Here is a 15,347-nt window from a genome sequence, read left to right as displayed (position 1 = left end):
GGAACGGGAGACGGACCGCGACGCCGTCGACCCCGTCAGTTCCGGATGTGCTCGTCCGTGAGGCGGGCGAGTCGCTCCGCGAGGTCGTCTTCGAACGCCGCCGCGGTGCAGCGCCAGGTCCAGTTCCCCGTCGCGGTGCCGGGCGTGTTGAACCGCGCGTCTTCCCCGAGGCCGAGGACGTCCTGCACCGTCGTGAACGCGAGGACGGCATCGGAGCGCCAGACGGCCTCGATCATCGACCAGTGGATCTCCGAGGCGTCGGCGCCGATGTTGTACGCCAGGCAGTCCCGCTGCTGTGGCGGGAGCGACTCGTAGTAACCGACCATCGTGTTCGTGTCGTGCGTCGACGTGTAGCCGACGCTGTTCTCGGGGTAGTGCATCGGCTGGTAGCGGTCGCCCTCGCGGCACCAGTCGGCGTAATGCGGGACGCACGTCGCGGGAAAGCCGAACCGGTCGCGGAGGTCGACCAGGCTCTGGTCGACGAACCCGAGATCCTCGACGACGAACGGCAGTTCGCCGACCTGCGCTTCGACGGTCTCGAAGAAGTCGTGGCCGGGCGCGTCGCGCCACTCCCCCGCGGCCGGGGAATCGGCGTCGGCGGGGATCGCCCAGTACTCGTCGAATCCCTTGAAGTGGTCGATGCGGGTGACGTCGACCAGTTCGAGCAGGCGCTCGATCCGGGCGAGCCACCACTCGTAGCCCTCGCCCCGCAGGGTCTCCCAGTCGTAGACGGGGTTTCCCCAGCGCTGCCCGTCGTCGCCGGGGTTCGGCGGGACGCCGGCGACTGCGGCGGGGTCGAGATCGTCGGTCAGATCGAAGACCTCGGGGTTGGCCCACACGTCGGCGCTGTCGAGCGCGACGTAGATCGGGAGGTCGCCGACGAGGTCGACGCCGCGCTCGTCGGCGTACGCCCGGAGGTCGCGCCACTGGCGGTCGAAGGTGAACTGGACGAACTTCCGGTAGGCAACTTCGTCGGCCAGGTCCTCCCGGGCCGCCGCGAGCGCGTCGGGGTCGCGGCGACGGATCGGCGCCGGCCACGACGTCCACGAACCGTCGTGGCGCGTCCGCAACGCCATAAACAGCGCGTAGTCGTCGAGCCACTCTGACTCGCGCTCGCAGAAGTCCTCGAAGGCCTCGCGGTCGGTAGCGTCGGCGTCGGCGTGGAAGCGCTCGGCCGCGTCACGGAGCCGCGGGAGCTTGTACTCGCGGACGTGGTCGTAGTCGACGTGGTGCGGGGAGAACTCGGGTGTCGAATCGGTCCCCGATCCCGGCGCCGTGTCGACCGCCGACGCGTCGAGATAGCCGGCGTCGACGAGTCGGTCCAGACTCACGAGCAGGGGGTTCCCCGCGAACGCGGAGTACGACTGGTACGGCGAGTCGCCGTGGACCGAGGCCGTCGGGCCCAGCGGACAGAACTGCCAGTAGGACTGCTCTGCGGCCGCGAGCCAGTCGACGAACGCCCGGGCGCCGTCGCCGAGGTCGCCGATACCGTGGGGGCCGGGCAGGGAGGTGAGGTGGAGGAAGACGCCACTGCGTCGATCGAATCGCATACTCGCACCTCCCGCGGGAGCTACGTTAAGGATGCGGTCGGGCCGGCCCGTCGCGAGAGCGGGCCGCCGCCGCAAGAGACGCCCTCGCCGCGAGAGACGACCATCGCCGCGACGAACCGCCTACAATTAACACCGCGCGGCCCCTCTCGACAGCCGTGCATCCGAAGACGGTCCTCATCACCGGCTGTTCGTCCGGCATCGGTCGCGCCACGGCCCTCGCCTTCCTCGAGGAGGACTGGTGCGTCTACGCGACCGCCCGCAACCCCGCCGACATCGAGACGCTCGGCGAACGCGGCTGCCGCATCGCGACGCTCGACGTCACCGACGGCGACGACGTAGAGCGGGTGGTCGACCGCATCGTCGACGAGGAGGGACACATCTCCTGTCTCGTCAACAACGCCGGATTCGGGCAGATGGGGCCGCTCGAAGACGTCCCCACGGCGAAGGTCCACCGACAGTTCGACGTGAACGTCTACGGCCCCCATCGACTGATCCGGGCAGTGCTGCCGCATATGCGGGAGCAGGGCGACGGGACGATCGTCAACGTCTCGAGCGCCGCCGGGCGGCTCTCGTTCCCGGGCGGCGGCGTCTACGCGGGCTCGAAGTTCGCCTTAGAGGCGATGAGCGACGCGCTCAGAAACGAGGTCGACGAGTACGGCATCGACGTCGCTATCATCGAGCCCGGTCCCGTGGAGTCGAACTTCACCGACCGTGTCCAGCGGGAGGTCCACGGCGACGGTGCCGAAAGCGACGGCGGCGCATCGGGCGACAGGAGCGACAGGACCGACGACGACAGCGACGAGATTCCCGGCGTCGAGCGCTCTGGCGCCTACGAGTCTTTCTACGAACTCTTCTCGGAGACGCAGTTGATCGGCGGCGGCGGCCTCGGCGCCATCTCGCCGGAACGCGTCGCGGAGGACATCGTCGACGCTGCCTCTTCGACGAAGCCGCGGGCGCGCTACCAGCCGGGGACGGCCGCGCGGGTTACGGTGCTGGCGCGACACCTACCCTCGCGGTGGCTCGACACCGCCTACCGATACCTCAGGAAACTCTGATCGACCGGATTTCTGCCGACCGGACGTCCGCTGACGAGGGCTGACTACTCCAGACAGGCGGCGACGACACGCAGCGCCGCCTCGCCGCGGACCTCCTCGGCCAAGAGCGGCACGCGCTTGACGTCGCGGCCGCGGAACAGGTCCGTCGCTCGCTGGATCGCCTCCTGCTGGACCTCCCAGCGCCGCTGACAGAACTCACAGCCCTCCAGATCCGGCGAGACCACCCACCGGTCGTCGACGTCGGCGCTCGTCACGTCGACCAGGTTCTCCATCACGCGGTTGACGACGAGGGTCTCGACGGGGATCCCGTAGCCGTCGAGGCGGTCGACGAGCCGCTCGGTCTCGACGACGCTCATCTCCTCGGGTACCATCACCACGCGGAAGTCGGTCTTCGCGGGGTCACGGAGGACCCGCCGGAGTCGCTCGATTCGCTCGCGGAGTTCATCGAGGTCGGGCGCGGCGTCGTCGTCGCCGCCCATCCCGAACATCCCCTTGACGCCCGCCATCATCCCGGAGAACTGCTGGCGGAGTTTGGCGATTTTCCCGAGCATCGAGTCCATCAGCTCCGGGAGTTCGAGCAGGCGGAGGGTGTGACCCGTCGGCGCGGTGTCGACGACGACGCGGTCGAACCGCGGGTCGTCGAGGTATTCGAGCAGTTGCTGCATCGCCGCCGCCTCGTCGGCACCGGGCATCGAACCAGGGTCCATCCCGCCGCCGAGGAGTTCCTCCATCCCGCCGAGGTCGCCGAACGGCGACCTGCCCGCGCCGCCGGGCCCACCAGCACCGTTACCGGCTCCGCCACCAGTCTCGAAGGGGTTCTCGTCTCCGTCGGCCTCGGGATCGAAGCCGCTGTCGCCTCCGCCAGGACCGAATCCGCCAGCGCCGCCGGCGCCACTGTCGCTGCCGGAGCCGGCGTCGCCTGCGAACGGGCCGACTGCCGCCTCCGGATCGATTTCGGCGGCGTACAGCGGCATATTCTCGCGGATCCTCGTCGGCTCGGCCGGGATGTCCACGTCGAGCGTATCCGACAGCGAGTGTGCGGGATCCGTCGAGACGACGAGCGTGGCCGTGCCGGCCGACGCCGATGCCAGCGCCGTCGCGGCCGCCATCGTGGTCTTGCCGACGCCGCCCTTGCCGCCGTAGAGGACGTACTCCGGCGCGTCGACCGTCTCGGGGAGCGACGTCGCGTCGTCGACGCGCTCGACCGGCTCCTCGCCAGTCGCTCTATCGCCGCCCCCCGCGTCCTCGACGACCTCGACGTCGATCGTGTGGTCGTGGTCCGCCTCGCTCTCCTCGTCCGGCGGATCGCCCTCCACGGTCTGCTCTTCGTCGACGGCGTCGGCGTCGGTGTTCGACATACGCGGGACGACGAGGTGGGGACTTGTGTACTTCTCGGTGTCGCGGCCGTCGCGGGCGGTTTCGGTCGGCGGCGGATCGACTCACCGGTCCGCGAAGTAGGCCGCGAGCCGATCGGCCGCCTCGGCCGCCCGGTCGGTACAGAGCGTAAAGCGGATCCACTCGTCGTAGGCGCTGCCGAACGCCTCGCCGGGCATTCCCGCCACGCCGGCCTCGTCGATCAGTCGCTCGACGTTCGAAAGCGTCCCGGGGAACCCCTCGAAGCGAGCCAACACGTAGAACGCGCCCTCTGGCGTCGTGTAGTCGGCGCCGGCGGCGTCGAGCGCGGTCGTGAAGTCGTCGATCCGTTCGCGGAGCGTGTCGCGGATCGATTCGTAGTACGATGGCGGCGTCTCCTGCAGCGCCTTCGCGACGGCCTCCTGTGCGGGCCGGCTCCCTGTGAGGTTCACGAGCATATGACGCGTCCCCGCCTCCTCGACGAGATCCTCCGGGAAGACCGCGTAGCCGACGCGGAAGCCCGTGATCCCCAGCGACTTCGAGAACGACGCGGTGACGACGACGTGGTCGCGGTCGAGGGTGAGCGCGCTCTCGAAGCGCCCGGTGAAATCGAAGTGGTCGTACACCTCGTCGACGATCAGCAGGGCGTCGTGGGTCGCCGTGACCTCGGCAATCTCCTCGACGGCCGCGGGGTCGTAGACGGCCCCGGTCGGGTTGTTCGGGTTGTTGAGCACGACCGCCGCGGTGTCGGCTGAGACGGCCGCCCGTATCGCCGGGACGTCGAGGTGGCCGTCCTCGCGGACGGACACGCGAGTCGTCGTTCCGTCCAACATCCGCGCCCGCGCCGGGTAGTACGGGTAGACTGGGTCGGTCACGACGAACTCCGCGCCGGCGTCGCGCTCCATCGCTCGGGCCATCGCGAGGTAGTTGGCCTCGCCCGCGCCGTTGGTGACGATGAGTCGCGATTCGTCGACGCCCCGACGTGCCGTGATCGACTCCCGAAGCTCTGAAAGGCCCTCGCTCGGCTGGTACTGGAACTCCGGCGGGTCGCTGTCGGCGTAGTCTCGGAGCCCCTCCCGGAGCGCGGCCGGCGGTTCCCAGTCCGGGTGCCCGGAGACCATATCGACGACGTCGCGGTCGGCGGCAGCGGCGTAGCCGATGACGCGCTGGAAGAGCGGTTCGTCGTAGGCGTCGTCTGGCTCTCCAGTGTCGTCCCCGGTGCCGCGCCGGCTGTCGCCGCTGTCGCTCATCTCGTGCCCGGCGACGGCCGCCGGGGAAGTGTGTCTTTCGACGTGGGCGCCCCCGGTCTTTCGACGTGGGCGGCACCGGTCTTTCGACGTGGGCGGCACCGGTCTTTCGACGCGCACGGCCCTGGTCTTCCGACACGGACAGTGCCGACCACACGGTCGGGCGAGACGCGGGAGACGGTCTTTTGTCGGCGGCCCGTATCTTTCGGCCTATGCGAGAGTTCCAATCGGCGCCGCCGGTCGAAGAGCGCGTCGGCGACGCACTCCGGGAAGTAGATGCGACCGTCGCTGTCGCCGAATCCTGTACGGGCGGGCTGATCGGCTCGCTGCTCACGGACGTCCCGGGCTCGTCGGCGTACTTCGATCGCTCCGTGGTCACGTACTCCTACGCGGCGAAACTGACCGCGCTGGGGGTCTCACGGGAGGCGCTGGACGACCACGGCGCGGTCTCGGAGTCGGTCGCGGGGCAGATGGCCGCTGGCGTCCGCGATACGGCCGGGACCGACTGGGGCGTCGCGACGACCGGAATCGCCGGACCGGAGGGCGGGACGCCCGAAAAGCCGGTGGGCACGGTCTACATCGGGCTCGCGTACCGCGGCGAGTGGGGGACGGGCGACTCCTACACCCGGGTCGAGCGCCACGAGTTCGACGGGACCCGGACGCAGATCAAAGAGCAGATCGCCCGGCAGGCACTGGAGACGCTGCTCGAAGCGGTCGAAGCGCGGGAGTGAAGAGAGAAAGCGAAGGACGAACACGAGCGCCCGAGCACAACGTTTGTAGGGGCGGCTTGCAGAGTCCCACTCGATGAACAAAGACGGGCACATTCTCAACGGGGCGCTCCTGGCGATCGGCCTGGGCGTCATCCTCGCGATCGATCCGATGGCGGGCCCAGTGTTCGCCGGGCCGGACGGCAACGTCACCGTCAGCACGGTCCTGCCAGTCGTCACCGGAGTCGCGCTGATGATCGTCGAACTGTCGGTGCCGGTGACTCTCGGGGCACTGGCCCCTGATATCGACACCGCGTTCGGCCGCCACCGGAAGACGCTGCATAACCTCCCGATGCTGGGAATCTTCATCGCTTTCCCCTACCTGTTCGGAAACCTCCAGTTCGTCTGGATCGGGGTCGCGACCCACTATCTGCTCGATATGGTCGGCTCCAAGCGCGGGATCGCGCTGTTTTACCCGCTCTCGTCGGCCGAGTACCAGGTGCCGACTGGCGTGGCGACCTCGAGCGAGTGGGCGACCAGAGTGACCGTCCTGGTGACGATGCTGGAACTCGCCGTGCTCGCTGCCGTGCACAACTACGTCTTCGCGCTCGACACCTCGCTGACGCAGGCCGCGGGGATGTTCCGAACCGTGATCGGAGTCTAAAAGGCGACGGGGGGCGCCCCGCTGCCGTCCCCGACGGGCTTTTGTGAACCCCCCCAGTACACGGCGCTATGCAGGTAGTCACGCTGGGTCCCGCGGGGACGTACTCACATCGGGCCGCACGCGCGGTCGACGACAACGTCGCGTTCCGGGAGTCGGTCTCGGCGATCGTCGCCGCGGTCGACCGCGGGGAGTTCGATCGCGGCGTCGTTCCCATCGAGAACAGCATCGAGGGGAGCGTCACTGAGACGCTCGACGCCATCGCGGACGCCGAGATCGCGGTCGTCGAAGAGCTCGTCACGCCGATCCGCCACGCGCTCATCGCGCAGTCGCCGAACTTCGACACCGTCGCCTCGCACTCACAGGCGCTCGCGCAGTGTCGGTCGTACCTCGAACGCGAGTACCCGGACGCCGAACTGGAAGCCGTCGCGAGCACCGCCGCCGGGGTCGAGTACGCCCGCGAGGACGCCACCGTCGCGGGGATCGGCCACCCGGACAACGCCGGCGACGATCTCACTGTCGTCGCCGAAGACATCCAGGATCGCTCCTCGAACGCGACGCGCTTTTTCGTCGTCGCACCGGCCGACGAGCGCTCGGTTGGCGGCGGCAAGTCCACGATCGTCGTCTACCCGAACGCCAACTACCCGGGGCTCCTGCTCGAACTGCTCGAAGCCTTCGCCGAGCGCGATATCAACCTCTCGCGGATCGAATCCCGCCCGAGCGGGAACCGCCTCGGCGACTACCTCTTCCACATCGACTTCGACGCGGGGCTCTACGAGGAACGCGCACAGGCAGCCCTCGACGACATCGAGGAGATCGCCGAGGACGGCTGGGTGAAGCGCCTCGGCTCATACGACAGACGGCACGTGCTGTACTGACGGCACGTGCCGTACTGACCGAATATCCCGTTTTGAGGAGTAGAAGCGTGCGATCTGCGATCACGGTTCCTGGCGGCTTTATCTCCTCAGACAGCGTTTATGTACTCGTAATGATGCGACGCACCCCTGATTTCGACGAGTTCGAGTTCGAAGACCTGTTTGCGCGAATGACCCGACAGCTCGAGGAGATGAGCCACAGTATCGACGGCGCGCGGATGTTCGGCCGCGGAACGGCCATCGACCTCCGCGAGGAGCCGGAGGCGTTCGTCGTCGCCGTCGACGTCCCGGGCTTCGAGAAGTCCGATATCGAACTCGCGGTGGCGGATCGCGTGCTGACCATCGAGGCAAGCCGGGACGACATCGCGGAGACAACGAGCGGGGACGACATCGCGGAGACAACGAGCGGGGACGACATCGCGGAGACAACGAGCGGGGACGACATCGCGGAGACAGCGGGCGATGACGACGAAGTGGGCCACTACGTCCGCCGCGAGCGCCACACCGACTCGATCCGGCGCTCGGTACGCCTCCCCGGGGACGTCCGGGCCGACGACGCGAGCGCGACCTACAGAAACGGCGTGCTCACCGTGACGCTCCCCAAACTGGCCGCCGACGCCGACGACGCACAGCGCATCGACGTGGAGTAGACATCCGTCCAGGGTGGAGACGGGAAACGGTTTTTTCGTATCGGAAGGGCGGCAACCCCGAACGAAGGCTCAGACTGATTACTCTCACTTGTTACCGCCGAGCGATCCCCCTTTACCGCGCTCGGCGGGAAGAGACGAGAGTAATCAGTATCAAGACCGCTCCCGCGCCGCGTAGAGCGTCTCTCCGCCAGCGATCGACTCGCTGGCACACGGCACCGTCGGCGCGTCGTAGCCGAGCGTGGTGAACAGGAAGTCGGCGTCGACGGCCCGTGCCACCCGGAGCGTCGGCCGGTGCAGTTCTGGGGGAAGGTTCAGCCCGTACACGAGATCCGCGTGGTAGGCTGCGCCGGGGTCGGCACGCTCGCTCGCCGCCACGACGTCATCGCAGACGAACGACACCGACGACGGGATCTCGACGCCGTCGCTCTCCCGGCGGTCGACGACGTCCGTCGCGGTGACCGTCACGCCGGCGTCGGCCAACGCTGCGGCGACCGTCGGGCGGCGACCGATCCCGATCTCGACGGCAGCGCCGTACGCCGAAAACCGGGAGACGAGAGCGGCTTCGCGAGCAGTCCTCACGGCGGGATATTTATCAATCCACCCTGCTTAAGCCCTGCTATGCTCGTCGACATCGTGCCGATCGGGGATCTCCCCGGGCAGGTCAAACGCGAAGCGTCGGCCGCACTCCGGGGGGTCTACGACTGCGACGTCACGGTCCACGAGGAGCAGTCGGTCCCCGACGGCGCGTTCGACCGGGGCCGCAACCAGTACCGCGCCGAGCAGTTCATCGAACTGGCGAGCCGGGTCGGCTCGGGTGAGAAGAACATCGGCATCACGGCGCAGGATCTCTTCTATCGCCGCCGGAACTACGTCTTCGGGCTCGCCTACCTGAACGGCAACGGCTCCGTCATCTCCACACACCGCCTACAGACCTCCTCCGACGGCGGGATCACCACGAAGCCCCAATCGGAGGTGTTCGCCGACCGCGTCCGGAAGGAAGTCGTCCACGAAATCGGCCACACCCTCGGCTTGGAGCACTGCGACAACAGCAAGTGTGTGATGTCTTTCTCGCCGACGGTTCGCGAAGTCGACGTCAAAGAGGAGAACCTCTGCGGCACTTGCAGTCAGTTGCTGTACTGATCGGTGTACCGGGTACTGGGTCCGAAGCTGGTTTTCACGAGGCTCGAAGCCCGGTTTTACGGGAGCCGCTCGCCGCAGGAAGGACAGTACGCCGCGTCCTCGCCGGGGGGTCGCGCGCCGCAGTTCGGACAGCCCTCGTACACTCGCGTCTCGGTCGCCCCGTCGGACGACGTCCCGGCATCGAGCGCGTACACGCTCTCGCCGGCCCCGACGTAGACCGCGTCCTCGCAGACCGTCACCGACGAGACGGCATCGCCGGCCTCGAAGCGCCACCGCAGCGTTCCGGGTTCGGTCATAGATGTCGTTACGAGAACAACAGGCCCCACGACGATGATTGTAGCGGTTTCCGTGCGTATTCGAGGGACTGCGGAACCGGGTGGCAGCCAACAATATAAACGAGTGCCGACCGTAGGCGCACCTATGAGCCAGTATCTTGTCGCCGTCGACGGATCAGAGGCGAGCGACGACGCGTTGGCATACGCGATCGACCTCGCGGGACAGACAGGCGCGTCCCTGATCGTTGCGTACGCCGTCGAGCCACGCGTCCTCGTCGAGGGGACGGGCGAGGAAGCGCCGACGAACGCCGAGGTGGGAGAGCGGATCTACACGGAGAACGTCGAGGTGGCCGAAGAGCGGGGCGAGGAGGTTCTGGCGGACGCCCGAGAACGGGTCGAGGCGGCGGACGTCGCCGTCGAGACGACACTCCTCTACGGCGACCCGGTCGACAGCGTCGCCGACTACGCCGCAGCGGAGGCAGTCGAGTCGATCTTCGTCGGCCACCGCGGGCTGTCGGGGCGCGTCGAGGGGATGGTCGGCAGCGTCGCGAAGGGACTCGTCCAACACGCGAGCGTTCCAGTGACGGTAGTGAAGTGACGCCCGACCGATCCGGCCGTCCCGTGAGACGGCACTGATGCTCGAACTCGACGGGACCGACGGCGGCGGGCAGCTCGTCCGTACGGCGCTGACGCTCTCGGTCGTCCACGGGCAGCCGTTCCGGATGGAGAACGTCCGGGCCGACAGACCGAACCCTGGACTGAAGCGCCAGCATCTCGCCTGCGTCGAACTCCTCGCGTCGCTGGCCGACGCGGACGTCGACGGCGCCGAGGTTGGTGCCGAAACGCTGACCTTCGATCCGGGGACGGACACCGACGAAGCGATCGAACCGGACACCGGCGACTTCGAGGGCGAGACCCTGCAGAGCGGGCGATCGGGGCCGACAGTGTCGGCGATGGACGACGACCTGTCGGAACCGATCGCCGTCGACGTCGGCACCGCCGGCAGCGCCACGCTGATCGCCGATACGGTGCTCCCGCTCGCCGGGCGGCTGGCGGCGCCGATACGCCTCCGACTCGGCGGCGGCACGGACGTGAAGTGGTCGCCGTCGACGGACTACCTCCGGCACGTCAAACTTCCGCTGCTCCGGACCTGCGGCCTCGAGGCCACGGTCTCGGTGAACCGACGCGGGTTCTATCCCGCCGGCGGCGGCGAACTCGCTCTCGACATTCGTCCGTCGACGCTGTCGCCGATCCTGCTCCCGGAGAGACCAGCCACTGTCGTGGGCGGCCGGCCGGCAGTCTCCCGGCTCTCCGCTCGGGCAGTCGCCACCCGGGACCTCGAAGACAGCGACGTCGCCGACCGGATGGCCGAGGCCGCCCTGTCGCTGCTTTCGGAGCGCGAGCGATTCGACGAGGCAACCCTGAATGCGACAGCGAGATACGTCGAGTCCGACTCCACCGGTGCGGTCATCACACTCGTCGCCGAGGGCGATGCCGGGAGCCCCTCCGAGATGCCGGCGGAGGATGATGCGATCCGAGCGCGCCCACGGGCAGGCTTCGTTGCTCACGGCGAGCGCGGCGTGCCCGCCGAGGACGTCGCCGCGGAGGCCGTCGACGCCGCGGTGGCGTGGCACCGAACCGACGCGCCGGTCGACGAACATCTCGGTGATCAACTCGTCGTGTGGCTCGCGCTCGCCGGCGGGGAAAGCAAGATCCCACGCGTCACCGACCACGTTCGGACCAACGTCGCACTCGTCCGATCGTTCGGGTACGACGTGTCGATCGAGAATCGCTCCGGCGACGGCCCCGCGACGCTTTCGGCGCCCAGATAGCCCCGCTCGGACTCGTTTTCATACTGATTACTCTCGTCTCTTCCCGCCGAGCGCCACCCCCGTTGGCGGCGCTCGGTGGTAAACAGTGAGAGTAATCAGTATCAGTCGGGAGAACCGCCGGCACCCGTCCACTGTCTCTATCCTGCGGAGACTTCGCTTTCGTCGACTGCCCCCAGCGGAGATCTCTCTCAGTTAATATAGTAGCGTTTGCAACTGATTGCTCATCCGATCGCACGACTGCGTGCGATTGTGTGAGTGAAGACTTGCAAACGCTACTATAGCTCAAAATTCAAATATGATAATTAGAGCGGTGATTTTAATCATAAGTTCGTACTACTGTCAGGTATGCAGACGAACGAATCGTCGTACGCTGAGACGAGCGTTCCCGCCGGCGCGCTCCTCATCGCCCTCGGCGTCGGAATCTGGGCACTGCACGGCCTCGTCGGCGTGTTCACCGGCTGGGGATGGGCCGCGGCCGTCGGCAGCCTCTGGGTCGTCCTGGGGGCGCTGCTTTTGTTCTCGAACGTCCGCGTCTACCAGTTCGGCCGATCGCCGCTCGAGCAACTCCTGCTCGACGGCGAAGAACAGTAACCGAGGACCGCGACACAGCAGGTCAGTCTTCTTCGGTCGTCGTCCGGTCGAGATCGACGTCCCCGGTATGAATCGCAGCCCCGTCCTGTGCCACCTGCCGGGCGAGCACGGCGCATTTGATCCGCATCGGCGAGATGTCGACGCCGAGCATCTCCGTGATATCGTCGGTCCCCATCGCGTCCAGTTCCGACAGCGTCGTCCCCTGGAGTCGCTCCGAGAGCATACTCGCGGAGGCCTGACTGATCGCACACCCGTCGCCGGTGAACGTCACGTACTCGATCGTCTCCCCGTCGTCTTCGAGGCTGACGTTCATCGTGATGGTGTCGCCGCAGGAGGGATTCTCCCCGGTGTGTGAGAAGTCCGGATCCGCCATCTCGCCCTTGTTCCGGGGGTTCTTGTAGTGATCCAGGATCTGCTGCCGATACATATCCGAGCCCATTCCCATTGTTAGCGGGAATACGGCGCTTTGGCGCAAAAGAGTTCCGCCGACGGTCGACAGCGAGCCCCCGAATCGAGGCGGAAACGGCTGCGTGGCGGCTCTCAGAATAGCCCGAGCATCCGCGCGATACCCGCCGCCGAGTTGATGACGGTCCACTTTATCGCGTTCCCGGTCCCGAGACCCGAGAACCTGATGTCGCCGCCCGCGACGGCGTCACGGAAGACGATCGCGGGGTTGTCGGCGGTGAGCGTCTCGTTGAACGTCTCCCTGTCCGTTGACATCCGGAGCGTCGCGTCCGAGCGCGACTCCTGTGCCAGTTCGGTCATCCGCAACTGGCCGTCCATCCGGAATGAGAACGTCGCCGTTTCCCCGTCGGTGCCCGTCACGACGAGGTTCACCCGCTCGTTCGCCAACTGGTCGCCCGCGACCCCCAGATCGACCGCCGTGATCGACTCGTTGTAGGTTGCGACCATCCCGCCAAATTCCGCGAACGCCTCGTCTGCCCACTCGGGTTGTGCGGACTGTGCGGTCGCGACGCCGCTCGTGATCACGAGGAAGGCGAGAAAGACACCGAACCATCGGAACTGAGTACTGTAGCGTAAGGCTTCCATACCGTTAGTATGCTGAGCATTATATTAAACCAGATAGTGAGCACTGCTAGCACTCGACTGGTACCCGCGCGTCAGGATGACGAGTCAGTCTCGCCTGCCGCTCCGATCTGCGTCCACTTCTTCTCGACGTCGCGGTTGGCGACGACAACCGTCTCGCCCTCGGCGTTCCGGAATCGGGTCTTCCGGAGTTCGATCGTCATCACGGTACCGGTGACGGGATCGGCCTTCACCTCGTCGCCGGGGTTGAAATCGGGGTCCCGGAGGAGATACACCCCAGCGACGGTGTCGGCGATCATATTCGAGAGCGCATAGGAGATGCCGAGCGCGATGAACCCGGCCGCGGTGCCGAGGCTGGCGGCGATCTCGCCCATCCCGAAGATCTTCAGGAGCGTCAGCGCCGCCCCGAACCAGAGGAAGACGCTCGCAATCGTCACCGTGAGGTCGACCACGAGCCGCTGTTCGACGGGATAGACGGTTTCGAGCGTTCGCCGGAGCACAGCCGTGAGCAGCCGGATCCCCACGTACGCGATCGCGAGAAAGACGAGGCCGGTCAGGACCGTCGGCGCGGCCGCCTGCAGCCCCGCGCCGAACTCGTTGAGCGTCTGCTCGACCGTGGTGACGAGAAACCGGACGAGGGTGGGCATCGGTGCCGGTGAGAGACGGGTGAGCAACTAATAACTACGGTCGGGGATCGCCTGCGACTTCCCGAGAGCAGTCAGCCGCGGCTTGCGGGCCGATAGAGGGGACGCTGTGTCGATCTGCCACTCCGACCGCGCGGAGCACTGGTGCTGTCACCGCTGCCAGAACGCCGGCGTGAAGATGACGAGGACCGAGAGGATCTCGAGCCGACCGATCCACATCAGGAAGATCATATAGAGTTTCGCCGCGTCGGAAAACGGCAGGAAGCTGTTCATCGGTCCGACAGGGCCGAATCCGGGACCGACGTTCCCCAGCGTCGCGATAGCCACGCTCATCGCTTCGAGTCCGGTCAGCGAGAGGTCGGGGGTTCGGAAGCTATCGAGGAACAGAAGGACCGTCGAGACGACGAACAGTAGCAGGAAGATCAACACGAACACGACCGCGTCCAGGACCGTCTCCTCTTCGACGACGCCCTGCCGCAGCCGAATCGGTTTGATCGCCTCGGGGTGGATGGAGGTGAACAGGGCGCGGCCGATGGATTTCTGCACGAGCACCCATCGAATGATCTTGATGGAACCGGCGGCGGATCCCGCCGAACCGCCGAGAAAGTACGCGAAAAGGAGGATCGTCTGGGCGGAGGCGTCCCACGTATTGAAGTCCATACTGGCGTAGCCAGTCGTCGTCACGATGGCGACGGTCTGAAAGAGCCCCTGTCGGAGCGCGTCCTCGAGGTTCCCCGGGATGAGACCGACGTTCGAGGGCGTCCCGGCGAGTCCGATGCCGAGAAAGAGCACCGCCGAAAGAAGCGCGCCGACGCCGGCGATAGCGAGGAGGTACCCGCGGAACTCGGTGTTGCCAGTCAGCCGGCGGGGCTGGCCCCGAAGCACGTACCAAAACAGCGCGAAATTCGTGCCTGCGACGATCATAAAGGGCATAAACGTCCACTGAACGACCGGGGCGAAGGCCTCGACGCTCCGGGCCTCCGGTGAGAAGCCGCCCGTGGGCAACGTCGTGAGGGCGTGTGCGACCGCGTTGTAGAGGTCCATATTGGGCGCCGCCCCGCTCACGTAGAGCCCGTAGTAGACGATGGCAGCGACGACGGTGAGGCCGGCGTAGATCCCCCACAGCGCGCGTGCGGTCTCCTGGATGCGGGGTGTCAGCTTCTCCATCGAGAGCCCCGGCGACTCCTGGTTGATGATCTGGGCGCCCCCGACGGAGAGTTGCGGGAGGATCGCGACCATCAACACGAGAATCCCCATCCCGCCGAGCCACTGGGTGAGCTGCCGCCACATCAGCATCGCGTGCCCGTGTCGCTCGATCGATATCTCGCCGAGAACGGTTGCACCGGTCGTCGTAAAGCCGCTCATACTCTCGAACAGCGCGTTGATCGGGGTCGCGACAGTGCCGGTGCCGGCGACGAGGTACGGAATCGTCCCCGCAAGCGGCACCACCAGCCACGCGAGGCTGACGAGGAGAAACGCCTCCCGGTTACCCAGCTCCTCGTCGGAATCGACCCGTTCGACGAGTGCGCCCCCGCCGACCATCACAGCGCTCGTAACCACGAACGGAAGCGGATCTTCGGCGTAGTAGACCGCCAGGACGAGCGGAAACAGCGGCGTCACGCCGAGGTATCTGAGCACCGTGCCGACGTATGCGATGCTCACCCGGTAGTCGACGTACGTGCTCGGCGACTGAACCATCAGGTATCCTGAATCGTTGGCG

18 protein-coding genes are annotated in these 15,347 nt (G+C 67.0%); 9 read left to right on the top strand and 9 right to left on the bottom strand.

Going from position 1 to position 15,347, the window contains the following annotated elements; all coding sequences use genetic code 11:
• Positions 1 to 35: 35 nt before the first annotated feature.
• Positions 36 to 1,550 (bottom strand): 4-alpha-glucanotransferase, encoded by a 1,515-nt coding sequence (malQ, locus tag RJT48_RS15135; RefSeq protein WP_311173180.1) that lies wholly within the window; start codon positions 1,548 to 1,550, stop codon positions 36 to 38.
• A gap of 155 nt (positions 1,551 to 1,705) precedes the next feature.
• Here malQ and RJT48_RS15130 point away from each other — a divergent pair, with 155 nt between their 5' ends.
• On the top strand, positions 1,706 to 2,605 hold the full coding sequence (locus RJT48_RS15130; RefSeq protein ID WP_311173179.1) for an SDR family oxidoreductase: 900 nt from the start codon (positions 1,706 to 1,708) through the stop codon (positions 2,603 to 2,605).
• 44 nt (positions 2,606 to 2,649) lie between these two features.
• Here the strand turns inward: RJT48_RS15130 and RJT48_RS15125 are convergent, their stop codons facing one another.
• Both RJT48_RS15125 and RJT48_RS15120 read right to left on the bottom strand, forming a co-directional pair.
• Positions 2,650 to 3,963 (bottom strand): ArsA family ATPase, encoded by a 1,314-nt coding sequence (locus RJT48_RS15125; RefSeq protein WP_311173178.1) that lies wholly within the window; start codon positions 3,961 to 3,963, stop codon positions 2,650 to 2,652.
• A gap of 81 nt (positions 3,964 to 4,044) precedes the next feature.
• Entirely contained in the window at positions 4,045 to 5,208 is a 1,164-nt protein-coding gene (locus tag RJT48_RS15120; protein ID WP_311173177.1) for a pyridoxal phosphate-dependent aminotransferase, read from the bottom strand.
• A gap of 209 nt (positions 5,209 to 5,417) precedes the next feature.
• On the opposite strand from RJT48_RS15120, the gene RJT48_RS15115 reads away from it, so the two are divergent.
• From RJT48_RS15115 to RJT48_RS15100, 4 genes are all read left to right on the top strand, one after another.
• Positions 5,418 to 5,936, top strand: a complete 519-nt coding sequence (locus RJT48_RS15115; RefSeq protein WP_311173176.1) for a CinA family protein — start codon at positions 5,418 to 5,420, stop codon at positions 5,934 to 5,936.
• Between the two features lie 73 nt (positions 5,937 to 6,009).
• The gene (locus RJT48_RS15110) at positions 6,010 to 6,576 is read left to right on the top strand and encodes a metal-dependent hydrolase (RefSeq protein WP_311173175.1); all 567 of its coding nucleotides are present in this window, start codon (positions 6,010 to 6,012) and stop codon (positions 6,574 to 6,576) included.
• A gap of 68 nt (positions 6,577 to 6,644) precedes the next feature.
• Positions 6,645 to 7,451 (top strand): prephenate dehydratase, encoded by an 807-nt coding sequence (pheA, locus tag RJT48_RS15105; protein ID WP_311173174.1) that lies wholly within the window; start codon positions 6,645 to 6,647, stop codon positions 7,449 to 7,451.
• 110 nt (positions 7,452 to 7,561) lie between these two features.
• Positions 7,562 to 8,098 carry an Hsp20/alpha crystallin family protein gene (locus RJT48_RS15100; RefSeq protein WP_311173173.1) on the top strand — a complete coding sequence of 179 codons (537 nt, stop codon included), beginning with the start codon at positions 7,562 to 7,564 and terminating at the stop codon, positions 8,096 to 8,098.
• 150 nt (positions 8,099 to 8,248) lie between these two features.
• Here the strand turns inward: RJT48_RS15100 and RJT48_RS15095 are convergent, their stop codons facing one another.
• Entirely contained in the window at positions 8,249 to 8,677 is a 429-nt protein-coding gene (locus RJT48_RS15095) for a UPF0146 family protein (RefSeq protein ID WP_311173172.1), read from the bottom strand.
• Between the two features lie 39 nt (positions 8,678 to 8,716).
• Between RJT48_RS15095 and RJT48_RS15090 the strand changes: the two genes are divergently transcribed.
• The gene (locus tag RJT48_RS15090; RefSeq protein ID WP_311173171.1) at positions 8,717 to 9,238 is read left to right on the top strand and encodes an archaemetzincin family Zn-dependent metalloprotease; all 522 of its coding nucleotides are present in this window, start codon (positions 8,717 to 8,719) and stop codon (positions 9,236 to 9,238) included.
• A 56-nt stretch (positions 9,239 to 9,294) separates the two neighbouring features.
• On the opposite strand, the gene RJT48_RS15085 is transcribed toward RJT48_RS15090, so the two are convergent.
• Positions 9,295 to 9,534 carry a PQQ-binding-like beta-propeller repeat protein gene (locus RJT48_RS15085; RefSeq protein ID WP_311173170.1) on the bottom strand — a complete coding sequence of 80 codons (240 nt, stop codon included), beginning with the start codon at positions 9,532 to 9,534 and terminating at the stop codon, positions 9,295 to 9,297.
• 124 nt (positions 9,535 to 9,658) lie between these two features.
• Between RJT48_RS15085 and RJT48_RS15080 the strand changes: the two genes are divergently transcribed.
• From RJT48_RS15080 to RJT48_RS15070, 3 genes are all read left to right on the top strand, one after another.
• Entirely contained in the window at positions 9,659 to 10,111 is a 453-nt protein-coding gene (locus RJT48_RS15080; protein WP_311173169.1) for a universal stress protein, read from the top strand.
• Positions 10,112 to 10,148: 37 nt separating this feature from the next.
• Positions 10,149 to 11,345: an RNA 3'-terminal phosphate cyclase gene (gene rtcA, locus RJT48_RS15075; protein WP_311173168.1), complete on the top strand. Its 1,197-nt coding sequence runs from the start codon at positions 10,149 to 10,151 to the stop codon at positions 11,343 to 11,345.
• A 345-nt stretch (positions 11,346 to 11,690) separates the two neighbouring features.
• On the top strand, positions 11,691 to 11,936 hold the full coding sequence (locus tag RJT48_RS15070) for a hypothetical protein (RefSeq protein WP_311173167.1): 246 nt from the start codon (positions 11,691 to 11,693) through the stop codon (positions 11,934 to 11,936).
• Between the two features lie 22 nt (positions 11,937 to 11,958).
• On the opposite strand, the gene sufU is transcribed toward RJT48_RS15070, so the two are convergent.
• The 4 genes from sufU to RJT48_RS15050 all read right to left on the bottom strand — a co-directional run bounded on the left by sufU (position 11,959) and on the right by RJT48_RS15050 (position 15,325).
• Positions 11,959 to 12,381 (bottom strand): Fe-S cluster assembly sulfur transfer protein SufU, encoded by a 423-nt coding sequence (gene sufU, locus RJT48_RS15065; protein WP_311173166.1) that lies wholly within the window; start codon positions 12,379 to 12,381, stop codon positions 11,959 to 11,961.
• A 95-nt stretch (positions 12,382 to 12,476) separates the two neighbouring features.
• The gene (locus RJT48_RS15060) at positions 12,477 to 12,986 is read right to left on the bottom strand and encodes a hypothetical protein (RefSeq protein WP_311173165.1); all 510 of its coding nucleotides are present in this window, start codon (positions 12,984 to 12,986) and stop codon (positions 12,477 to 12,479) included.
• A 71-nt stretch (positions 12,987 to 13,057) separates the two neighbouring features.
• Positions 13,058 to 13,630 (bottom strand): mechanosensitive ion channel family protein, encoded by a 573-nt coding sequence (locus RJT48_RS15055; protein WP_311173164.1) that lies wholly within the window; start codon positions 13,628 to 13,630, stop codon positions 13,058 to 13,060.
• Positions 13,631 to 13,777: 147 nt separating this feature from the next.
• Positions 13,778 to 15,325: a TrkH family potassium uptake protein gene (locus tag RJT48_RS15050; protein WP_311173163.1), complete on the bottom strand. Its 1,548-nt coding sequence runs from the start codon at positions 15,323 to 15,325 to the stop codon at positions 13,778 to 13,780.
• Positions 15,326 to 15,347 lie beyond the last annotated feature (22 nt).

Source organism: Halobellus ordinarius (assembly GCF_031823395.1).
Classification (GTDB): Archaea; Halobacteriota; Halobacteria; order Halobacteriales; family Haloferacaceae; genus Haloquadratum; species Haloquadratum ordinarius.
This window is presented reverse-complemented; position numbering and strand designations above follow the sequence as displayed.

Excerpts from the sequence above, each read along its gene's own strand:
- RJT48_RS15100 (WP_311173173.1), top strand. The coding sequence starts at position 7,562 with ATGATGCGACGCACCCCTGATTTCGACGAGTTCGAGTTCGAAGACCTG.
- RJT48_RS15060 (WP_311173165.1), bottom strand. The coding sequence starts at position 12,986 with ATGGAAGCCTTACGCTACAGTACTCAGTTCCGATGGTTCGGTGTCTTT.
- RJT48_RS15070 (WP_311173167.1), top strand. The coding sequence starts at position 11,691 with ATGCAGACGAACGAATCGTCGTACGCTGAGACGAGCGTTCCCGCCGGC.
- RJT48_RS15120 (WP_311173177.1), bottom strand. The coding sequence starts at position 5,208 with ATGAGCGACAGCGGCGACAGCCGGCGCGGCACCGGGGACGACACTGGA.
- RJT48_RS15080 (WP_311173169.1), top strand. The coding sequence starts at position 9,659 with ATGAGCCAGTATCTTGTCGCCGTCGACGGATCAGAGGCGAGCGACGAC.
- RJT48_RS15055 (WP_311173164.1), bottom strand. The coding sequence starts at position 13,630 with ATGCCCACCCTCGTCCGGTTTCTCGTCACCACGGTCGAGCAGACGCTC.
- RJT48_RS15085 (WP_311173170.1), bottom strand. The coding sequence starts at position 9,534 with ATGACCGAACCCGGAACGCTGCGGTGGCGCTTCGAGGCCGGCGATGCC.
- RJT48_RS15090 (WP_311173171.1), top strand. The coding sequence starts at position 8,717 with ATGCTCGTCGACATCGTGCCGATCGGGGATCTCCCCGGGCAGGTCAAA.
- malQ (WP_311173180.1), bottom strand. The coding sequence starts at position 1,550 with ATGCGATTCGATCGACGCAGTGGCGTCTTCCTCCACCTCACCTCCCTG.
- pheA (WP_311173174.1), top strand. The coding sequence starts at position 6,645 with ATGCAGGTAGTCACGCTGGGTCCCGCGGGGACGTACTCACATCGGGCC.
- RJT48_RS15125 (WP_311173178.1), bottom strand. The coding sequence starts at position 3,963 with ATGTCGAACACCGACGCCGACGCCGTCGACGAAGAGCAGACCGTGGAG.
- sufU (WP_311173166.1), bottom strand. The coding sequence starts at position 12,381 with ATGGGAATGGGCTCGGATATGTATCGGCAGCAGATCCTGGATCACTAC.
- RJT48_RS15050 (WP_311173163.1), bottom strand. The coding sequence starts at position 15,325 with ATGGTTCAGTCGCCGAGCACGTACGTCGACTACCGGGTGAGCATCGCA.
- rtcA (WP_311173168.1), top strand. The coding sequence starts at position 10,149 with ATGCTCGAACTCGACGGGACCGACGGCGGCGGGCAGCTCGTCCGTACG.
- RJT48_RS15115 (WP_311173176.1), top strand. The coding sequence starts at position 5,418 with ATGCGAGAGTTCCAATCGGCGCCGCCGGTCGAAGAGCGCGTCGGCGAC.
- RJT48_RS15110 (WP_311173175.1), top strand. The coding sequence starts at position 6,010 with ATGAACAAAGACGGGCACATTCTCAACGGGGCGCTCCTGGCGATCGGC.